We start from the raw sequence: 19,438 nt of genomic DNA on the forward strand, positions 1-19,438 counted from the left end.
TCGCCGCTACGCGGTGCCGAGCGCCAGGGCCTGGGCCGGGCAGATGTGCACCGCCTGTTCGACCTCGGCGTGCCGTTCGGGCGGCGGCGCGTGGTCGAGGACGACGACCAGGCCGTCCTCCTCGCGCTGGTCGAAGACGTCGGGTGCGATCAGGGCGCACTGGCCGGAGGCGACACAGCGGTCACGGTCGGCGGTCACTCGCATCGTCGGGCTCCTGTCCGGTACGGGGTCACCAGGTGACGGGCAGGGCTGCCACCCCGTTGATCTGGGCGTGGGATTTGAAGGGGAGGTCGTCGAAGGGCACGGCCAGGCGTAGTCCGGGGAGCCGTCGCAGCAGCGTGCCGAAGACGACTTCGAGCTCGACCCGGGCCAGCGGCTGGCCGAGGCACTGGTGGACGCCGTAGCCGAAGGCGACGTGGTCGCGGGCCTTGCGGTGGACGTCGAAGCGGTCGGCGTCCGGGTAGTGGGCGTCGTCGCGGTTGGCGGAGAAGTTGAGCGGGATGATGCCTTCCCCGGCCGGGATGACGGTGCCGCCGATCTCGATGTCCTCGGTGGCCACCCGCAGCACGACCAGGTGGACGACGGTGAGGAAGCGCAGCATCTCCTCGACCGCCTGGGGCATCAACTCGGGCTGCTCCGTGAGGAGTTGGCGTTGGTCGTCGTGGCGCAGGAGCAGCAGGGTGCCGAGGGCCGCCATGTTGGCGGTGGTGTCGTGGCCGGCGACGATGAGGACGACGGCGGTGTTGATGGCGTCCTGGCGGGAGATGGTGCCTTCGCGGACGGCGGTGACGAGCACCCCGAGGATGTCCTCGCCGGGGTCGGTCAGTGCCTCGCGGTCGGCGATGAGGCCGTCGAGGTAGCCCCGCAGGGCCTTGCCGGCGCGCAGGGCACGTTCCCGCGCGTCCTTGTTGTCGGTGTTCTCCCGGTCGAGCAGTGCCTGCGTCTCGGTGTTGAAGAACTCGCGGTCGCCGGCGGGCACGCCGAGGATCCAGCTGAGCACGGTGGACGGGACGGGCAGCGCGAGGTCGCGCACCAGATCGGCCCGGTGGTCCGGGGCGGCGAGCATGGCGTCCACCGTCTCGTCCACCAGCTGTTGGATCCGGGGCCGGAGCGCCAGCATGCGTTTGGTCAGGAAGCACTTGGCGAGCAGGCGGCGGAAGACGGTGTGTTCGGGCGGGTCCATGCGCAGGAACGGGCGCTCGTGGGCGTTGGGGGGCCGGAAGCCGAACCGGGGGAAGCCTTCCCGGGACAGGTCGGCGCTGGCGCGGGGGTCGGCGAGGATCGCGCGGACGTCGTCGTAGCGGGTGATGAGCCAGACGGGCTGGCCGCCGCGCAACTCGACGCGGGTGACGGGCCGTTCCTCGCGCAGGCGGGCGTAGAGGTCGGGTGGGTCCAGGGGGTGCCGGGTCCAGGGGAAGGGGGCGAGGTCGCTGATCACTGGGTGACTCCGTTCACAGTCCGCGGTGCACCAGCACCGGCTTGACGACGGTTCCGGCGGTAGTGTCGCGTTCGGCGTCGTTGATCCCGGCGAGCGGGTACGTCGTCAGCAGCCGCTCGAAGGGGAACCGTCCGTCCTGCCACAGCCTGATCAGCCGGGGGATGAACACCTGGGGCACCGCGTCGCCCTCCAGCAGGTAGGTGAGGGTGCGTCCGGCGGTGAGCGCGCGGGGTGGGATGACCAGGTCGTCGCCGCCGGTGGCGACCAGGGCGCAGGTTCCGCGCGGGCGGAGCACGGCGAGCGCGGAGCGGACGACCGAGGAGCGTCCGGTGGTGTCGAGCGCCAGGTCGTAGCCTTCGCCCCGGCCGTCCCGGACGCGTTCGGTGACGTCGGGGTCGGCGCCGTCGACCGCTCGGGTGGCGCCGAGTTCCAGGGCGAGTTGGCGTCGGGCGGGGTGGAGGTCGACCACGGTGATGTCGGCGGCCCCGGCGGCGCGGGCGGCCATCACCGCGGCCAGGCCCAACGTTCCGGCGCCGTACACGGCGAGGCTCGCGCCCGGCCCGACGGGCACGGCGACGAGGACGGCGCCGGCCCCGGTCTGCAGACCGCAGCCGAAGGGGCCGAGCTTGTCCAGCGGGAGGTCCTTGCCGACCGGGACGAGGTTGCGTTCGGTGGCCAGCCAGTGGTCGGCGAAGCAGGACTGGCCGAACCAGCGGGCCGACACCGCCGTGCCGTCGGCGTCCCGGGCCCCGGTCGAGCCGTCGGCCCTGCGCCCGGTGAGGTTGCGGGCGTGGAAGCCGGTGCAGGCGTTGGGCCGGCCGCTGAGGCAGGCGGGGCAGCGACCGCAGGAGTCGAAGCTGGCGACCACGTGGTCCCCGGGGGCGAGGCCGGTGACCCCGGGGCCGACCGCCTCGACGACGCCCGCGCCCTCGTGGCCGACGACCAGCGGCATCGTCACCGGCAGCCCCTTGCGGGGCAGGAAGTCGGTGTGGCACACCCCGGAGGCGACGGCCCGTACCAGAACCTCTCCGAAGCCGGGCTCGTCCAGTTCGAGGTGGGCCATCTCGAAGGGTTGATCGGGCTTGCGCAGTACCGCGGCTTCGATCCGCATTCGACTTTCCCGCCTCCGCTTCGCTGCCGGTGCCCGTCGTTCTGGACGGCGCCCGGCACATGCTCGACGCGGCCACTAAAGACGGGACTAAGCCGGGCTTACAGCGGGCGCCGGGCGGCGCGAGAGTGTTATGCTAGGACCCAAGTAATCGGATGCGAGTGAGCATGCTCGCCAGGCGGCAGTGGAGTGAGATGACGGTCAAACGCCCCGCCAACCCGTTGGCCCTGGCGGTGCTGGGTCTGCTGCTGGAGCAGCCCATGCACCCCCACGCCATGGCGACGACGCTGCGGGAACGCCGGATGGACGTCGCCTTCAAGGTGACCACCGGCTCGCTGTACGACACCGTGCGCGCCCTGGTCCGGGACGGCTGGATCGAGGTCGACGGCACCGAGCAGGTCGGCGGCCGGCCGGCCCGCACGGTGTACCGCAACACACCTGAGGGGCAGCGGCAGTTCGTCGCCTGGCTCGACGAGCTGATCCGCGAACCGGCCCACGAATACCCCAGGTTCCTCTCCGCGGTCAGCTACCTCGGCGCGCTCGGGCCGCGCCGGGCCGCGCAGGCGCTGCGGGAACGGGCGGCGGCCCTGCGGGAACGCGTCGAGGCCGGGGACGAGGCGTACCGCGCGGCCCGGGAGGAACACCACACGCCCCGGCTCTTCGTGATCGAGGCCGAGTACGCCCAGGAGATGGCCCGCGCCGAACTGCGCTGGGTGGTGCGCACCGCCGAGGAGATCGAGGGCGGCGCCCTGGAGTGGCCGCAGGGCGTGGCCGATGTCTGACACCCGCCCTGGCCCTCCGCTCCACGCCGAGGTGCTCGTGGTGGGCGCCGGTCCCGCCGGGCTGATGCTCGCCGCCGAACTCGCGTCGCGCGGCGTACGCACCGTGGTGCTCGAACGCGACCCCGCTCCCCCGGGCTACTGCCGCGGCTTCAACCTCAACGCCCGCAGCCTGGAACTGCTGGACCGCCGCGGCCTCGCCGGACGCTTCCTCGCCGAGGGCCCCACCGTCGCCGACACCGTCTTCACCGGCGGCGCCCGGCTCGACCTCGCCGCCATGCGCACCGCCCACCCCTACGTGCTGGGGATACCGCAGACCAAGGTGGAAGAACTTCTCGCCGGCCACGCCGAGGACCTGGGGGCCCGCATCCTGCGCGGTCACCGGCTGACCGGGCTGCGGCAGGACGAGGACGCGGTGTACGCCGAAGTCGGCTCAGGCGAGGACGGGTTGACGCTGCGCTGCGGCTGGCTGGCCGGCTGCGACGGGGGCCGCAGCACGGTACGCGAACTCGCCGGCATCGCCTTCCCCGGCACCCCCGCGCGCCGCTTCACGCTGCTCGGTGACGTCGTCCTGGCCGATCCGGGCTCGCTCGGCTTCGGTGTGACCACGGGGCCGGGCGGCTCGGTGTTCGTCATCCCCCGCCCCGGGTACGTACGGCTGATCACGGCGGACGCGCGGCCGCCGGAGGACCGGGACGAGCCGGTGACGCTCCCCCGCTTCCAGCAGGCCGTCGACCGCGCGCTGGGCCGCCACGTCGAGCTGGCCGAGGCCCGTTGGCTGACCCGGTTCGGCGACGCGGCACGGCTGGCCGAACGGCTGCGGGACGGCCGCGTGCTGCTGGCCGGGGACGCCGCCCACATCCATCCGCCGGCCGGGGCCATCGGCGTCAACGCGGCCCTCGACGACGCGATGAACCTCGGCTGGAAACTCGCCCTGGTCGCGCGCGGCCTCGCCCCCGACACCCTCCTGGACACCTACCACACCGAACGCCACCAGGCCGGTGCCGCCCTGCTGCGCAACACCCGCGCCCAGGCCGTCCTCGGCGAGGAGGACGAACGCCTCGCCCCGGTACGCGACCTGCTCGCCGAACTCGCCCGTTTCGAGGAGACCGCCGGCCACCTCGCCGAAACCATCACCGCGGTCAACACCCGCTACCCCGTCCCCCACCCCACCGGCCACCCCTGGGACGGCCGCATGGTGCCCGACGTCGCCCTCGACGGCGACAGCCTGCTGCGCCTGCTCGCCCGCACCGGCGGCGGTGTCCTGCTGACCGAACCCGGCCCGCACGCCGACCCCCTCCACCACGCGGCCACCCCCTGGTCCGACCGCGTCACCACCGCCACCACACCCCCCGGCGCCCTCCACGGCGCCACCGCCGTCCTCCTCCGCCCCGACGGCCACGCCGCCTGGACCTCCCCGGCCCCCACCGCCGAAGCGGCCCGGGAGGCGCTGAGCCGTTGGTTCGGCCCGGGCCGGGCGAGCCCGGCGGCCTGAGTCACGCCTCGCGGGTACGGACGGCCAGCAGTGCCAGCACCGTGCTCGGGACGGCCAGCGTGGCGAAGGCGATCGTGAAACCCGGTACGGCGTGGGCGGATTGGTGGAAGGCGGTGAAGAGGGCGGAGCAGATGGCCATGATGGTGATCTGGCCGAGGTTGCGGGAGGTCTGCATGGCGCTGCTGGCGTAGCCCTGGCGGCCCGGCGGGGTGTGGGCCAGGGACAGCACGGTGAGGGTCGGGGCCGCCATGCCCATGCCGACGGCGGCGACGAGGAGGGCGGCGCCGGAGAGGTACGGGGGGAGGGCGGGGAGGGTGCCGGCCACCGCGACCATCGCCGCGACGGCCACCAACGCCGCGCCGATCGCCACCAGTTGGTGACGCGGGCGGTCGGCGAGCAGATGGCTCTGCACCCAGGACGACGCGGCCCAGGCGATGGCGGCACCGGTGAAGACCAGGCCGGTCACGGCGGGAGACACACGCCGGTCGGTGTCCAGCAGCAGCGGTACGAACGCCTCCAGCGTGAAGAACGTCCCGGAGGCGAGGCATATCCCCAGCACCGTGGCGGGCAGACCGCGCGCGGCCCGCCAGGTCCCCGGCGGCAGGATCCGCCGGATGAACCCGGCCAGCAGCGCCACGGCCACCACCCCGCACACCACGTGCGCCGCGCCCCCACCGGTGACCGCGTACTGACCCAGCGCCGTGCCCAGGCTCACGGCCGCCGCGACCACCAGCCCCGGCCGCGCCGTGTCGTCCGCCTCCGGCGCCACGGTTCCGGCGTGCCGGGAGAGCCTGCGCAGCAGCACCACCACCGCGACCGCCGGCGGCAGCGTGAGCGCGGCCAGGCCGAAGAAGACACCACGCCACGACCACCAGTCCGCCACCAGGCCGGCGACGGGCGGGCCGATGAGCGACGGGCCGATCCAGGAGGCGCTCATCAACGCCAGCACCCGAGGGCGCATCCGGTCCGGATAGGTCTGCCCGATCGCGGTGTTGATGCACACCGTGATCATCCCGGCCGACACCCCGTCCAGGAAGCGTCCGGCCGCCAGTTGCCAGATGGAGACGCTGGTGGCGGAGACCAGCAGGGTCACCACCGCGAGCACCAGGCCGGTGGCGAGCGGGCGGCCGGCCCCGGAACGGTCGGCCCAGTTGCCGCCGATCACCCCGCCCAGCAGGCTCGCGGCCACGAAGGCACTGGCCACCAGGGGGTACAGCCACAGCCCGTGCAGGCCGCGCACGGCGATCGGCAGGGTGGGCACCACCGCGAGCGCCGCCAGCCCGGTCAGCACGTTGACCGCGGCGAAGCTGACAGTGGCCGCCGCGTACCCCTTGGAGAAGAGCCCCTCCTCGGCTGAGGCGGGCTCGGTCAGAACGTCGTCGGTCATCGCCGGTCTCCCCGTCGCGGGTGCTGGTGGTCGGGCTCGGCCACGCGTCGGCGGTGGGTAGGCACCGCCTCGTCGTGCCGCTGGGACTTCTTCGGGTGCCCTGGCGTCGACCGCGGTGCCGGGACGGGTCGTTCCGAGGGGGACCGTAGGGATCGCCTCATACGCGCGTCAAGACGCCGGGACGTCGCGGGCCACCCCGACCACCCGGACCGGACGCCGCGGGGCACCGCCCTCCGGGACGGCCGGCGATCCTTTGACGACAGGACCTAGAGGCGTTCGACATGGGCTTGGGGACGGGCACCGCCGCGGGTGTCGAGCAGCAGCCGCGCGTGGCTGACGACCAGGCCGATGTCGTAGGCCCGGTGCTGCTGGAGCAGGATCGTCAGGTCCGCCCGCTCCAGGGCCTCCGGCAGCGATTCCGTCACGGCGGGCACCGGGATGCCGTCGACCTCCCAGGCCGGTACGTAGGGGTCGTGGTACGAGACGTCGGCGCCGAGGGTGCGCAGGCGGCGGACGACGTGGCGGGCGGATGTCTCGCGCTGGTCGGCGATGTCCGCCTTGTACGTGACGCCCAGCAGCAGGACGCCGGCCCCGCCGAGGGTGCGGCCCGCCCGGTCGAGGAGGTGTTGTGCGCGCTCGACGACGTAGCGGGGCATCCGGGTGTTGATCTCCTGGGCGAGTTCGACCATCCGGAACGGGTAGCCGAGGGTACGCACCTTGTGGGCGAGGTAGTTGGGGTCGATGGGGATGCAGTGGCCGCCGACGCCGGGGCCGGGGCGGAACGCCTGGAAGCCGAAGGGCTTGGTGGCCGCGCAGGAGATGGCGTCCCACAGGTCGATGCCCAGTTCGTGGCAGAAGACCGCCATCTCGTTGACGAGCGCGATGTTGACGTGCCGGTAGGTGTTCTCGATGAGCTTGGCCATCTCGGCCTCGCGGGTGCCGGCCGCCTGGACGACGTTGTCGACGAACTTGCCGTAGAAGGCAGCCGCGGCGGCCGTGCAGTCGGGGGTGTAACCACCCACGATCTTGGGGGTGTTGCGGATACCGTAGTGCTTGTTGCCGGGGTCGACGCGCTCGGGGGAGAACGCCAGGTGGAAGTCGGTTCCGGCGGTGAGCCCGGAGCGTTCCAGGATGGGGCGGACCACTTCCTCGGTGGTCCCCGGGTACGTGGTGGACTCCAGCACCACCAGCGTGCCGGGGCGCAGGTTGCGTCCGATCGCGGCGCAGGCGTCCTCGACCATGGCCAGTTCGGGGCCGCCGTGCTCGGACAGCGGGGTCGGCACGCAGACCACCACGGTGGCGGCGCCGCCGATCACCCGTTCGTCGGTGGTGGCGGTGAAGCCGGCCGCGACCATGCCGGCGACCGCCGCGTCGTCGATGTCGTCGATGTGGGATCTGCCGTCGCCCAGGGCCGCGACCGTCGCCGCGTCCCGGTCCAGGCCCGTGACGGTGAGCCCGGAACGGCACGCTTCCAGCGCGAGCGGCAGTCCGACGTACCCCAGGCCGATGACGACCAGGTCACTGTGCACGATGGTCCCTTTCTGGTGGGTGAGGGGGTCCGGGAGGGTCGTGCCGGGGGCCGGGTCAGTAGGCACGGCCGAGTTGCGGGAGTCCGCCGATCGCGTCGTGGGTGTCGCAGGCCAGCCACTGCGCCAGGGCGCGCATGCCTTCGTGGAGCCGGGCCGACGGGCGCCAGCGCAGTTCGGTGCGGAGCAGATCGGTGGCCATGACGGCGTCGCGGGTGCCGGGCTCGGGCAGTTCCTGCCAGGGCGTGCGGCGGGCGATGAAGGCGACCAGTTCGGCCAGTTCCTCCTCGGTGCAGTCGTGGGAGGCGACGTTGACCACGGGGTGGCGCGGCGGTGCGCAGAGCACCGCGCCGACGGCCGTGGCGAGGTCGCGCTGGTCCACCACCTGGTGCCGGCGGCCGTGGTCGAGCGGCAGCGGGCGCCGGGTCCAGGCCAGCCGCATCCAGCGTGCCGCCGTCCCCTCGACGAGGACGCCGGGCCCGACCGGTTCGGCCGTCCGCAGCACCTGCACCGGGATGCCGGTCTCCCGTCCCCAGCGGCGGCACTCCTCCTCCTGGAGCCACCACTGCCGGGCGTCCGGGTCGCCCGGCGGGGCGGCCGGCACCGTCTCGGTCACCACGCCGTCCGCACCCCGGTGGACGGCGGCGGAACCGATGTGGACGAGCCGCCCGACGCCCGCCTTCTCCGCGGCGGCCAGCACCTCGGCGAGTCCGCCCGGCCGTGGTGATCCCAGGTGCACGACGATCGCGGTGCCGTCGAGCGGCCCGGCGTCCGGAACCTGCGACAGGTGTACGGCGTCGTACCCCAAGTCTCCCATGAGCGCGGCCAGTTGGCGGCCGAAGCCGAGGTCGCCGCCGGTGACGGCGAGCCTGGGCTTGGCCGGGGCGGGGGCGGTGGTGCGTTCGGCGGCCAGCCCGGCGGCGAAGGCGGCCACTGCGAGGTCGCGCACCGGGGGGATCAGCTCGCGCAGTTCGTCGGCGGTGTAGTCCTCGCACAGTCCGCCGGGGCCCAGCGACTCCATCACGGCACGGACGAGTTCCGGGGCCGGCGGCTGCCGGTCGAGGCCGGCCACGACCACCGCCATGGCGAACGCGGTCTCCCACACCGGCCGCGCGATGTCTTCGGGCAGCGTCGTCGGGCCGGCCGCGGCCAGGGCCGAACGGCACTGTTCCGCGAGGCCGACACGGCGCAGGTAGCGCTCGGTCTCGACGTACTCCCAGTCGGCGTCCGGCGCCGGGCGGACGGCACACCGCGCGTCGCCGTACTGGTAGAAGGGGACGACCGCGAACTGGGCGCAGTCGTGGCCCGCGGGACCGGTCGCCGACCCGGCGAAGAGCGCCGCCTGCCGCCACCCGTGGGTGCTGTTGCCCGCGATGCTGGGCACCTCGCTGTGGTCGACCGTGCTGGGCACGCCGACCCGGATCGGGACGCCGAGCCGGTTGAGGTAGCGCTGCATCACCACGTCGTACGGCCAGCCGCCGCCGTGCTCCGCGGCGAACGCGGTGTATCCGCGGGCCACGTCGGCGGGGAGCATCAGCGCCAGGCACGGTGTGTGCTCCTCGATGGCGTACGTCCACTCCTCACCGGCCAGCGCCGCCAGCCGCACGGCGGCCCCGGTACGCCCCTCCCAGCCGGCGTAGAAGGCGACGGCCTCACCGGGGACGGCCGCCGCGACGCGCTCGGCGTGGCCGTAGAAGCCGTCGGCGAGCACCACGTCGTCCTGGAGCACCAAGTGGTGCGTGCTCTCCGGTGGTACGCGGTCCCAGGCCAGCGCGGCCGAACGCAGGGCGGTCGGCGGGCCGTCGGGCTCGGGGTCGGTCACCACGCCGATCCGGCCGGCCGGGTCCGTCCGCGCGAGCAGCCGGGCGGCCTCGATGCGGCGCGGATGTGTCATCACGGATCCGCTGAGCCGGACGGAACCGGTGGTGCCGTGCGGGTGGTTACGTGGTTCCATGTGCGCTTACCTCGCAGGATCGGCGGGGCTGGTGAGGGGTGTTGCGGCGGGGTGCGGGCGGTGCGGTCAGGAGCCGGCGGTCTCCGCGTTCTTGTTGCGCACCTTGCGCTCGTTGTTCTCCAGGCCGTGGTCCATGCCCTGCTCGCGTTCGAGCTGGATCATGGCGGCGGGGCGGTAGTTGAGGATGTAGGCCCGGCGGGTGTGGTCGGTGGTGTTGCCCCGGGAGTAGTGCAGGGTGGTGCCGGAGTGGGCGACGCCTTCGCCCGGGGAGAGCGGCACCGCGGTGGCGCCGGGCTCGTCCTCCGAGCAGTCGCACTCGATGTTGCGGCCGTCGCTGGTGGGACGGTGCACGCGCAGCGGCTCGCGGTGGGAACCGCGTACATACCACATGCAGCCGTTGTCCAGGGTGGCTTCGTCCAGCGCCATCCAGATCGACACGGCACGGGTGTCGGGCAGGTCGACCCAGTAGGCCGCGTCCTGGTGCCAGGGGGTCGGCACACCGGTGTGCGGGGCCTTGTGGATCAGCATGTCGAAGTCGAGCACCGCGTCGTCGCCGATGAGTTCCCTGGCCACGGCGAGGGCACGGGAGTGCAACGGCATCCGCAGCAGCGGCGGGTGGAGCGCCGAGGGCCACATGATCTGGGTGATGTTCTCCTCGACGCCCTCCTTGCGGGGTACGTGGGAGCCGAGGTCGGAGCGCTTGTCGCCGCTCTCGATCCGTCCGCTCAGCATCTGGTCGTAGACGTCCCGGTAGGCTTCGACCTCTTCCGGGGAGAGCAACGGCCCGGTCAGGGCGAAGCCGTCCTGCTGGAACAGCTCGGTCCGCTCCAGGCTGGCGTTGATCGTCATGGCGAGACCCTTTCCTGCTCGTGGTTGTCCGGGCATGCCGAATTCAGCTGATCAGGGCTCTGGCGGGTAGGGGGCCGGCCGTCCTCCGCGCCGGTGCCGTCGGTCCGGTGACGGGGCGCAGGGCTGGAAACCGCCCTGCCGCGGCACATGGGAGAATCGGAGATCGGAATGGCGCGGGACACGCGGGAAAAGCGTCACCGCGAAAGGCCGGCGAACACGGCGGCGTGCGGCCGGCGATTACGCGTCAGGCCGGAGTACGTCCACGCCGAAGGGCGGGACCGGAATCACTCCGAGGCATGAAAAGGGAAGGCAGGGCCATTCCCTGGACACCCACCCACTCGATATTCCCCCCGTTGCTGAGTCGATCTTGGCGACATCGAAAACGTACAACAAGCTGGTCTGGACCAGCAAGGGTTTATGGCCGATCCGCGTCCCGCGCAGGTCCTCGCTAGCTTCCGATGTACGCGGTGACCTGCGTGTTCTATCGGGAGAGAGGGAACCGCCACCCGGCGCGCGGACGTCGGCGGGACGGTGGCGGGGCGAGTGCGCGGATTTGTCTGCCGACACGCCCTCCGGCGGCCAATGGCCGGAGTTGGCACGGAATGGCGATCAATGGGGAGCGCAAAACGTGCACCAGGTCATCCGGCGGTCGTCGGCGCGCGGATCCCGACAGATTGATCCGGACCGGATCTCGCCGGTTGTGCGGTACGTGTTCGCCCGTTGTGCGGAAATCTGCGGAATACGGGTGAGCGTGGCATCCAAGGAGTGCGAGGAGTCTCCTCGGTTTGGCTGGACAACGGCTGCGACTCGCCGTTTTTCGGCCAACTTCGCGGCTGCGCGCGATTATTGAAGGTTTCCTGCGATAACCCGTCGGAGAGGAATTCGGCCAGGTGCCGTCGGGGACGCCGTCCGGGTGCCGTGCCCGCGGTACGGATCCGGTCTCAAACGTGATTCCGGCCACCGGTGATCTTTCGCGTCCGGGGGCCGCACCATGGGCTTCCGTTCCACCGCACATCAGCTCGGAGGCCGCCATGACCGGCGTCGGAACCGTCTCGCCCGAAGGACTCGAGGTCCAGGTCGCCCATCGCCGGAACCCCTACGCGTACCTCTTCGACGACGCGGGGCTCGACGCGCTGCTGCTGGAGCTGGGGGTGCGTCGGGCGGCGAGCGTCTGGCGCAATCACACCACCGAGGAGGAGCGCGCGCCGCGCGGGCGTTATCCCCGTCCCGCGATGGGTTTCGTCCTGCTGGACGCCACCGCCGGCCCCTGGGTCCGCAACGAGGAGGCGGTGCTCGCGGTGATCACCGTCGGCGACGGCGGCCACACCTTCCTGCCCAACGCGGCGGCCAAGGCGGCGGCCCACCGCCGGCTCGGCCGCAACAACGGCGAGGCGGTCCACGTCGACCCCCATCTGCTGGCCACCGGTGACTTCCGCTACGGCCACTCCGCCGACGTGCGCGGCCAGATCGTCGCCGCCAGCTCGCAGAGCACCGACCAGGACCTCTACGAAGCCGCCCGGCTGGCCGCCGACTTCGTCCACGCGGTGGGCGACCGCCACGCCGACTGGGAACGCCGGCGCGGCGCGGGCGACTGGGCCGCCCCCGACGACACCCCGGCCCCGGAACACCGCGCGATGACCGCCTGGTTCCAGCCGAGCTGACACAACGTCAACTCGGACCGGCTCAGGGGGCGATCGGCAACCGCCGCTTGTGCTCGGTGAGCCGGTAGCGGCGGACGATGGCCTCGAAGGCGGCCTCGGAGACCGGCTTGCCTTCCAGGAAGTCGTCGATGTCGTCGTAGGTGACGCCGAGCGCGTCCTCGTCGGGCCGCCCCGGGTTCAGCGTCTCCAGGTCCGCGGTCGGGGTCTTCCACACCAGCTCGGCCGGGGCGCCGAGGGCTTCGGCCACCGCCCGTACCCGCCGCTTGGTGAGACCGGTGAGCGGCACCACGTCGGCCGCGCCATCACCGAACTTGGTGAAGAACCCGGAGACCGCCTCCGCCGCGTGATCCGTGCCCACCACCAGGCCGTCGTGCGCGCCCGCCACCGCGTACTGGGCGATCATGCGCTGCCGTGCCTTGATGTTGCCGTGCACGAAGTCCTGGTGACCCGCGTCACGGAAGACCGTGCCGCCGGCCAGCACCGCCTCCAGCGCGGCGTCGCTCGCGGGCTTCACGTCCACGGTGAGCACCTGGTCGGCCCGGATGAACTCCAGCGCCAGCCGCGCGTCCTTCTCGTCCGCCTGCACGCCGTACGGCAGCCGCATCGCGAAGAACGTGGCCTCCCGTCCCGCGGCGCGGACCCGCTCGACCGCGAGCTGGCACAGCCGGCCCGTCGTCGTGGAGTCCACCCCGCCGCTGATGCCCAGCACCAGCGAACGCAGCCCCGTGACGGTCAGCTGACCGGCGAGGAAGGCCACCCGGCGCTCGATCTCCTCCCGCGCCTCGAAGGACGGGCTCACCCGGAGATCCCTGGCGATCTCCAGCTGCGGGGATATGGACGCCTGGTCGGTCACGGCTGCTCCTCGGTCGGCCCGCCGGCCAGGTTCGGCAGGCGCCGCCCGGCCCGGGCCACAGGTACGTGTAGCGGGGAAAACACTCTAGAGGACGGCGGAGAAGCGCTGCTCACCCCGTACGGGACGGCAACCGTCCCGGAGGTGTCCGCCGTCGTCCGCCGGGTAGCTTCGTCCTCGCCGGAAGACGAACGACACCACGATGCGACGCGACCGTTCGGCTCAGCACGCGGTCGTCGCCGGGCGGAGGTGCCCTCATGGGTCACAAGGAATTCCTGACCGAGGCGGTACGGCTGGCGACCGAGGCCGTGGAGCGGGGCTGGGGCGGGCCGTTCGGGGCGGTGATCACGCGGGACGGGGAGATCGTCGCGCGCGGGCAGAACCGGGTGCTGCTCACCGGGGACCCCACCGCGCACGCCGAGGTCGAGGCCATCCGCGAGGCGGCCCGGCGGCTCACCCCGCACGCGCCCACCATCTCCGCCGAGCACCGCGACGAAGGCACCCTCGCCTGCGTGCCGCGCCCCGAGGGGTCCGACGACCCGCTCCCGCGCCGCGCCCGCATGCTCAAGGGCTGCGCGCTCTACGTCAGCGGCGCCCCCTGCCCGATGTGCATGAGCGCCGCCTACTGGGCGCGTCTCGACGCCGTCTACTTCAGCTGCGGTTTCGAGGCCACCCGGGAGATCGGCTTCGACGACGCCTTCCAGTACGAGGACTTCCAAAAGCCGCTGGACGAGCGGCGGATCCGCATCGAGCAGATCCATCCGGAACTGGGCGCCACGGCCTACGCGGCGTGGTCGCGCAAGCCGGACCGGCATCCGTACTGACGGTTCACCGGATACGGACTTGCGGGCGGTGCCGTCGGCGACGGCCTGGAGCTTGTCGGGGTCGGCCACGTCGTGGATGGTGGTGATACGGCCGTCGGCGTCGGAGGTGACGGTGGCGGCGCCCACCACCGGGCGCAGCGCTGACGGACTTTGCCACCGCCGTCGGTCGCCGCGGCGAGGAACCGCTCGGTGGCCCGGCGTTGCTCCGGGTGGTGGCGTCCAGGAGATGGATGCCGGCCGCCCGTTCGTGACGTGCGCCACGGCGTGGTTCGCGTGTCCTGCCCGGTGAAAGGTGCGGCGGCGTACGGTCGGGGTGGGTGGGAAGGAGTGGGTATGGCGGGCGGCGAGGTGACGGTGGATCAGGTCGTCGTGGCGTACGGGCTGCGTCCGTTGCCGGTGGAGGGCGGGTGGTTCCGCCGAACGTGGGCCGGGCCGCCGGATGCCGCGGGGCGCCCGGCGGGTTCGGCGATCCTCGCCCTGCTCACCGGCGAGGAGGACGGTTTCTCGGCGTTGCACCGGCTGCCCGTCGACGAGGTGTGGCACTTCTACCGCGGCGACCCGCTGGAGCTTCTCCTGCTCGCGCCGGACGGCACCGACCGGCTGGTGGTCCTCGGCGGGGACGGCCCCGGCGCCGTGGTGCAGGCGGTGGCCCCGGCGGGCACCTGGATGGGGGCGAGGGTGGCGCCCGCGGGGCGGTGGTCGTTGGTCGGTACGACCATGGCGCCGGGCTTCGTGCCCTCCGACTACCAGGGCGCCGACACGTCGGACAGAGAGCGGCTGTGCGCCCGCCATCCACGGCACGCCACCCGGATCCGCGCCCTGTGCCGTACCGACGCCCCGACCCGCATGCCGGAAGGAGACGCCGATGTCTGACCCCCGGCTCCCCGACCTGACCGGCCGCACGGCCCTGGTCACCGGCGCCAGTGGTGGCATCGGGGCCGGAATCGCGCGGCAGTTCGCGCGGGCCGGCGCCGCCGTGGCCGTCCACTACCACCACGGCGAGGAGCGGGCCCGCCGGGTGGCCGCGGAGATCACCGGCGCGGGCGGCCGGGCCCGCGCCTTCCGGGCCGACCTGACCCGGGAAGCGGACTGCCACCGCCTGGTCGAGCAGGCCGCCGACTGGCACGGCGGACGCCTCGACGCGCTGGTCAACAACGCCGGTGTGCAGCCCGTCGTCCCGCTCGCCGAGCTGACCGCCGCCGACTGGCACGACATCTACCGGGCCGACACCACCAGCGCCTTCTGCTGCACCCAGGCCGCCGCCGAGGTGATGCGCGGGCACGGCGGCGGCACCATCACCCACATCGCCTCCGTCGAAGGCAGCCGGCCGGCCCCGGGGCACGCGCACTACAACGCCGCCAAGGCCGCGCTGATCATGTTCGCCCGTTCCGCCGCCCTGGAGTACGGCCGGTACGGCATCCGCGTCAACTCCGTCTCCCCTGGCCTGGTCGACCGGCCCGGACTCGCCGGTGACTGGCCCGAGGGCGTCGCCCGGTGGACGGCGTCGGCGCCGCTCGGCCGTCTCGGCACACCGGAGGACGTGGGCAACGCGTGCGTCTTCCTCGCCTCGGACGCCGCCGGCTGGATCACCGGTACCGACCTGGTCGTGGACGGTGGTGTCGGCGCCCGTCCCACCTGGTAGCGCGGCGGCTCAACGTGCCAGGCAGCAGTCACCGCACATCGCACCGGCCGGTGCGCGGTAGTACAGGCAGCAGCTACGGCGGCGGAACGCGAGGTCCGGTCCGGTGACGTGTCCGGTGCCGGCGAGGTCGCCGGCGTCCAGCAGCGCGGTGGTGACGGCGGTGAGCGGGGCGCGCAGCGCGGGGCGGGCGGCCAGCAGGGTGCGGGCGGCCTCGACGAGGGCGGAGGCGGCGTTCCCGGCGAGCAGGCGCGGGGCGACCTTGGTCCGCAGACCGGCCGCGAGGGCGCGCAGATGCGGCATCACCTGGTCACGTATCGCGGCGGCGGCATCGGGGAGTCGACCGGCGTACCAGCCGGCGGGGCGCGGCAGCCGGAGGGCCGGGGCGTCGTCGGCTCGCTGCAACCCTCCGGTGTCCGGGACGATGCCGTGGAGCACCGCGCAGCCGAGGACGGGGGACCACAGGCGGGCGGCGTGGCCGAGTTGGGCGATGGAGACGCCGACGCGTGCCTCATGGGTGCCGTGGCGTTCGGCGACGGCCCCGGCGAGGTCGGCGAAGCCGTCGGCGTAGGAGTGGCGGACCGGGTGCCACCCCTCGTCGGGGCCGCCCACGGTGAGGGCGAAGAAGCCGCCGAGGGACGCGACGTCGGCCAGGGCGGCGGCGACGGCGTCGGCGGGTGCGGCAGGGCGCATGACGATGAGTCTCCTTGTCGACTTCGGTGAGAGGGGCGCCGTTCCGGTCCGGCGGACGGGGCGGCGCCCGCTTTGTGCCGCGGCCCCGGGGAAACGTAGTATCACGCGGGTCATCGCCGCGACGGGAGACAGGAAGCCGGTGCGAATCCGGCACGGTCCCGCCACTGTGACCGGGGAGTGCACCCCTCGACACGCCACTGCGCACGGCGCGGGAAGGCGGGGGGAACGTCGATCCGGGAGTCAGGACACTGGCCTGTCGCGGGCCCGTTTGAGGAGCGCGGACTCCCCAGGAGGCTTACGTGTACCACGGCATGTCATGCCGCCGTTCCCCCCGCCCGGCCCGGTCGCGCCGCCCGCCGCGCGCCGTGGTGGCCGCGGTCGCCCTGTCCCTCACGCTGCTGACCGCCGGCTGCGGCGCGGGCGGCGCCTCCGTCGCGGACGCCCCGCACGCCACCGCGTCACCGGCCGAGGGCTTCCCGGTCACCGTCGACAACTGCGGTGTGCGCACCACGTACCGCGAGCCGCCCTCCCGGGCCGTCACCATCCACCAGCACCCGGCCGAGCTGATGCTCTCCCTCGGCCTGAAGGACCGCATGGTGGGCACCTCGTTCCCCGACTCGGCGGTGCTGCCCGAGCTGAGGAAGGACTACGCGTCCGTACCCCAACTGGCCAGGAAGGCACCGTCGTTCGAGACCGTTCTCGACGCCGACCCCGACTTCGTCTACGGCGGCTACGCCAGCGCCTTCGCCGAGCACGAGGGCCGTTCCCGCGAGGCGTTCGCCGACGCGGGGATCAACACGTACCTCAACCGCGAATACTGCGGCAAGGGACGGGTGACGATGGAGGACACCTACGAGGAGATCCGCACCATCGGCCGCGTCTTCGGCGTGTCCGACCGGGCCGAACGGCTGGTGGCGCGGCTGCGGGGCCGGGTCGGCAAGGCGGTGACCGCGGTGCGGTGCCGTCCCGACGTGCCGGTCTTCGTGTACGACAGCGGTGACAAGGCGGCCTTCACAGCGGGCCGCGGGAGCCTCGGCACCGAGCTGATCCGGCTGGCCGGCGGCCGGAACGTCTTCGGCGACCTCGACGATGTCTTCGGTGACGTCTCCTGGGAGCAGGTGGTGGCACGCAGGCCGGAGGTCATCGTCGTCCACGACTACGGCGGTGCCCGCGACGTCGAGCGGAAGAAGGCGTTCCTGCTCTCCCGGCCCGCCCTGGCCGACGTCCCGGCGATCAGGAACAAACGGTTCGTCACCGTGCCGTTGACCGCGACGCTGGTGGGCGTGCGGTCGGCGTACGCGGTGGAGGACCTGGCGCGCGGGCTGCACCCGGAGAGTTTCCGGTGACGGCGGTCGCGGCCCGGGCCGAGGAGACCGCACCGCGTCGGCGTCGTCCGGGCCGGGTCCGGCTCGCCGTCGTCCTGGTGGTGCTCGCGCTCCTGCTGGCCGCCTCCGTCACGGCCGGCCTCGCCGTCGGCTCGGTGCGGGTGCCACCCGGGCAGGTGTGGGCCATCGTGACGCACGCGCTGGGCGCCGACCGGGCGGACCGGGAGTGGTCCCGGGCGCGGGAGACGATCGTCCTCCAGGTGCGGGCGCCGCGGGTGCTGCTCGGGGCGGTGACGGGCGCGGGGCTGGCGGTGGTGGGCACCGCCATGCAGGCGCTGGTGCGCAATCCGCTGGCGGAGCCGTATCTGCTGGGGGTCTCCTCGGGGGCGTCGCTGGGCGCGGTGGCGGTGATCGTCTTCGGGGTCGGCCTGTTCGGGCCGGTGTCGTTGTCGGTGGTGGCGTTCGCGGGTGCGCTGGGGGCGCTCTTCCTGGTGTACGCGACCGCGCGCACCGGTGGCCGCATCACCTCGGTGCGGCTGGTGCTCTCCGGGGTGGCGGTGGCGGCGGTGCTCACCGCGGTGACGGATCTGCTGCTGCTGACGACCGACCGGGGCAACGAGGCGCGGGCGGTGCTCGCCTGGACCCTCGGTGGCCTCGGCGGGGTGAGTTGGGGCACGTTGTGGTTGCCGGGTGCGGCGTTGCTGCTCGGTGTCGGCGTCCTGATGGCGCGGGCACGCCAGTTGAACCTGCTGCTCGCCGGGGAGGAGGCCGCCGCGATGATGGGGCTGGACGTCGCCCGGTTCCGGGGGCGGATGTTCGTCCTGTTGTCGCTGGTCACCGGGGTGCTGGTGGCGGCGGCCGGGCCGATCGGGTTCGTCGGCCTGATGCTGCCGCACGTGGTGCGCCTCTTCGTGGGCGGGGACCACCGGCGCGTCCTGCCGACCGCCGCGCTGGCCGGAGCGGTCTTCCTGGGCTGGGCCGACATCGCCGCGCGGACGGTGGCGGCGCCGACGGAGATACCGGTCGGGGTGGTGACGGCGCTGTGCGGCGGGCCGTTCTTCCTGTGGCTGATGCGCCGGGACGCCCGGCGGGGGCAGGACGGGGGTGCGGGGTGAGCGCGGCCGAACTCGCCGTGGACGAGGTCACGTTGACCGCCGGGGCACGGTGCCTGGTGCGGGACGTCAGCGTCCACGCCCGCCCCGGTGAGGTGGTCGGCCTGGTCGGACCGAACGGCAGCGGCAAGACCAGTTTGCTGCGTGCCGTCTACCGGGTGCTGCGTCCGGACGCCGGTCAGGTGCGTCTCGACGGGGCCGACGCGTGGTCGTTGCCGGTGCGGAAGCTGGCCGTGACCGTGGCCGCGGTGGTGCAGGAGCCGGGGGCCGACTTCAATCTGACGGCACGTGAGGTCGTCGCCATGGGGCGGACCCCGCACAAGCGGCTGCTCGCCGGTGACACCGCCGAGGACCACGCGCTCGTCGCCTCCGCCCTGGCCGCCGTGGACGCCACCGCGCTGGCCGACCGTCCCTTCGACCGGCTCTCCGGCGGTGAACGCCAACGCGTCCTGATCGCCCGCGCCCTCGCCCAGCGACCCCGGCTGCTGGTGCTGGACGAACCCACCAACCACCTCGACATCCGGCACCAGTTGGACGTCCTCGGCCTGCTGCGCCGGCTGCCCGCCACCGTGCTGGTGGCCCTGCACGACCTCAACCTGGCCGCCTACTACTGCGACCGCCTCTACGTCCTGCGGGACGGCGAGGTCACCGCCTCCGGCCCGCCCGCCGACGTGCTCACCGCGGACCTCCTGCGCGAGGTGTACGGCGTGGCCGGCGAGGTCGTCGTCCACCCCCGCACCAACGCCCCGCACGTGACCTTTCTCCCGGCGGACGAGCCTCCGGCACCGTGATCCGCCC

General features: G+C 73.3%; 18 protein-coding genes and 1 riboswitch. Of the genes, 9 read left to right on the forward strand and 9 right to left on the reverse strand.

Features of this window, described 5'->3' with window-relative positions; genetic code table 11:
- Positions 1 to 6 precede the first annotated feature (6 nt).
- From SCATT_RS28660 to SCATT_RS28670, 3 genes are read right to left on the reverse strand one after another with little or no spacing between them, the layout of a single operon-like run.
- Entirely contained in the window at positions 7 to 204 is a 198-nt protein-coding gene (locus SCATT_RS28660) for a ferredoxin (protein ID WP_014151921.1), read from the reverse strand.
- Positions 205 to 229: 25 nt separating this feature from the next.
- Entirely contained in the window at positions 230 to 1,438 is a 1,209-nt protein-coding gene (locus tag SCATT_RS28665) for a cytochrome P450 (RefSeq protein WP_014151920.1), read from the reverse strand.
- Positions 1,439 to 1,451: 13 nt separating this feature from the next.
- Positions 1,452 to 2,549, reverse strand: coding sequence for an NAD(P)-dependent alcohol dehydrogenase (locus tag SCATT_RS28670; protein WP_014151919.1), 1,098 nt, complete (start codon positions 2,547 to 2,549; stop codon positions 1,452 to 1,454).
- Positions 2,550 to 2,740: 191 nt separating this feature from the next.
- Here SCATT_RS28670 and SCATT_RS28675 point away from each other — a divergent pair, with 191 nt between their 5' ends.
- Both SCATT_RS28675 and SCATT_RS28680 read left to right on the forward strand, forming a co-directional pair.
- Positions 2,741 to 3,328, forward strand: a complete 588-nt coding sequence (locus tag SCATT_RS28675) for a PadR family transcriptional regulator (RefSeq protein ID WP_041823735.1) — start codon at positions 2,741 to 2,743, stop codon at positions 3,326 to 3,328.
- Positions 3,321 to 4,820 carry an FAD-dependent monooxygenase gene (locus tag SCATT_RS28680; RefSeq protein ID WP_014151916.1) on the forward strand — a complete coding sequence of 500 codons (1,500 nt, stop codon included), beginning with the start codon at positions 3,321 to 3,323 and terminating at the stop codon, positions 4,818 to 4,820. The genes SCATT_RS28675 and SCATT_RS28680 overlap by 8 nt, the downstream gene beginning before the upstream one ends.
- Position 4,821: 1 nt before the next feature.
- Here the strand turns inward: SCATT_RS28680 and SCATT_RS28685 are convergent, their stop codons facing one another.
- The 4 genes from SCATT_RS28685 to SCATT_RS28700 form a co-directional block, all read right to left on the reverse strand.
- The gene (locus tag SCATT_RS28685; RefSeq protein ID WP_014151915.1) at positions 4,822 to 6,207 is read right to left on the reverse strand and encodes an MFS transporter; all 1,386 of its coding nucleotides are present in this window, start codon (positions 6,205 to 6,207) and stop codon (positions 4,822 to 4,824) included.
- 266 nt (positions 6,208 to 6,473) lie between these two features.
- Positions 6,474 to 7,736: a nucleotide sugar dehydrogenase gene (locus tag SCATT_RS28690; protein WP_014626738.1), complete on the reverse strand. Its 1,263-nt coding sequence runs from the start codon at positions 7,734 to 7,736 to the stop codon at positions 6,474 to 6,476.
- A 55-nt stretch (positions 7,737 to 7,791) separates the two neighbouring features.
- Complete coding sequence (locus tag SCATT_RS28695; RefSeq protein WP_014151913.1) at positions 7,792 to 9,687, reverse strand: NAD-dependent epimerase/dehydratase family protein; 1,896 nt, start codon at positions 9,685 to 9,687, stop codon at positions 7,792 to 7,794.
- Positions 9,688 to 9,753: 66 nt separating this feature from the next.
- On the reverse strand, positions 9,754 to 10,536 hold the full coding sequence (locus SCATT_RS28700; RefSeq protein ID WP_014151912.1) for a phytanoyl-CoA dioxygenase family protein: 783 nt from the start codon (positions 10,534 to 10,536) through the stop codon (positions 9,754 to 9,756).
- Positions 10,537 to 11,567: 1,031 nt separating this feature from the next.
- Between SCATT_RS28700 and SCATT_RS28705 the strand changes: the two genes are divergently transcribed.
- Complete coding sequence (locus SCATT_RS28705) at positions 11,568 to 12,197, forward strand: hypothetical protein (protein ID WP_014151911.1); 630 nt, start codon at positions 11,568 to 11,570, stop codon at positions 12,195 to 12,197.
- A 22-nt stretch (positions 12,198 to 12,219) separates the two neighbouring features.
- Here the strand turns inward: SCATT_RS28705 and nadE are convergent, their stop codons facing one another.
- Positions 12,220 to 13,050: an ammonia-dependent NAD(+) synthetase gene (nadE, locus tag SCATT_RS28710; protein ID WP_014151910.1), complete on the reverse strand. Its 831-nt coding sequence runs from the start codon at positions 13,048 to 13,050 to the stop codon at positions 12,220 to 12,222.
- 254 nt (positions 13,051 to 13,304) lie between these two features.
- On the opposite strand from nadE, the gene SCATT_RS28715 reads away from it, so the two are divergent.
- The 3 genes from SCATT_RS28715 (at position 13,305) to SCATT_RS28725 (ending at position 15,513) form a co-directional block, all read left to right on the forward strand.
- Positions 13,305 to 13,871, forward strand: coding sequence for a nucleoside deaminase (locus SCATT_RS28715; protein ID WP_014151908.1), 567 nt, complete (start codon positions 13,305 to 13,307; stop codon positions 13,869 to 13,871).
- 333 nt (positions 13,872 to 14,204) lie between these two features.
- Positions 14,205 to 14,744 carry a cupin domain-containing protein gene (locus tag SCATT_RS28720; RefSeq protein ID WP_014151907.1) on the forward strand — a complete coding sequence of 180 codons (540 nt, stop codon included), beginning with the start codon at positions 14,205 to 14,207 and terminating at the stop codon, positions 14,742 to 14,744.
- Positions 14,737 to 15,513, forward strand: coding sequence for an SDR family NAD(P)-dependent oxidoreductase (locus tag SCATT_RS28725; protein ID WP_014151906.1), 777 nt, complete (start codon positions 14,737 to 14,739; stop codon positions 15,511 to 15,513). The genes SCATT_RS28720 and SCATT_RS28725 overlap by 8 nt, the downstream gene beginning before the upstream one ends.
- Before the next feature lie 9 nt (positions 15,514 to 15,522).
- On the opposite strand, the gene SCATT_RS28730 is transcribed toward SCATT_RS28725, so the two are convergent.
- A complete protein-coding gene (locus SCATT_RS28730; RefSeq protein WP_014151905.1) occupies positions 15,523 to 16,203 on the reverse strand; it encodes a (2Fe-2S)-binding protein in 681 nt (226 codons plus the stop codon).
- A gap of 90 nt (positions 16,204 to 16,293) precedes the next feature.
- Positions 16,294 to 16,474: riboswitch (cobalamin riboswitch) on the forward strand.
- A gap of 40 nt (positions 16,475 to 16,514) precedes the next feature.
- Here SCATT_RS28730 and SCATT_RS28735 point away from each other — a divergent pair.
- Genes SCATT_RS28735 through SCATT_RS28745 form a run of 3 tightly spaced genes read left to right on the forward strand, consistent with a single transcriptional unit; the run spans position 16,515 to position 19,431 of the window.
- Positions 16,515 to 17,549, forward strand: coding sequence for an ABC transporter substrate-binding protein (locus SCATT_RS28735; RefSeq protein WP_041824152.1), 1,035 nt, complete (start codon positions 16,515 to 16,517; stop codon positions 17,547 to 17,549).
- Entirely contained in the window at positions 17,546 to 18,643 is a 1,098-nt protein-coding gene (locus SCATT_RS28740; protein WP_014151903.1) for a FecCD family ABC transporter permease, read from the forward strand. The genes SCATT_RS28735 and SCATT_RS28740 overlap by 4 nt, the downstream gene beginning before the upstream one ends.
- On the forward strand, positions 18,640 to 19,431 hold the full coding sequence (locus SCATT_RS28745; RefSeq protein WP_014151902.1) for an ABC transporter ATP-binding protein: 792 nt from the start codon (positions 18,640 to 18,642) through the stop codon (positions 19,429 to 19,431). The genes SCATT_RS28740 and SCATT_RS28745 overlap by 4 nt, the downstream gene beginning before the upstream one ends.
- Positions 19,432 to 19,438: the final 7 nt, after the last annotated feature.

Origin of the sequence: Streptantibioticus cattleyicolor NRRL 8057 = DSM 46488 (genome assembly GCF_000240165.1) — a bacterium.
Classification (GTDB): domain Bacteria; phylum Actinomycetota; class Actinomycetes; order Streptomycetales; family Streptomycetaceae; genus Streptantibioticus; species Streptantibioticus cattleyicolor.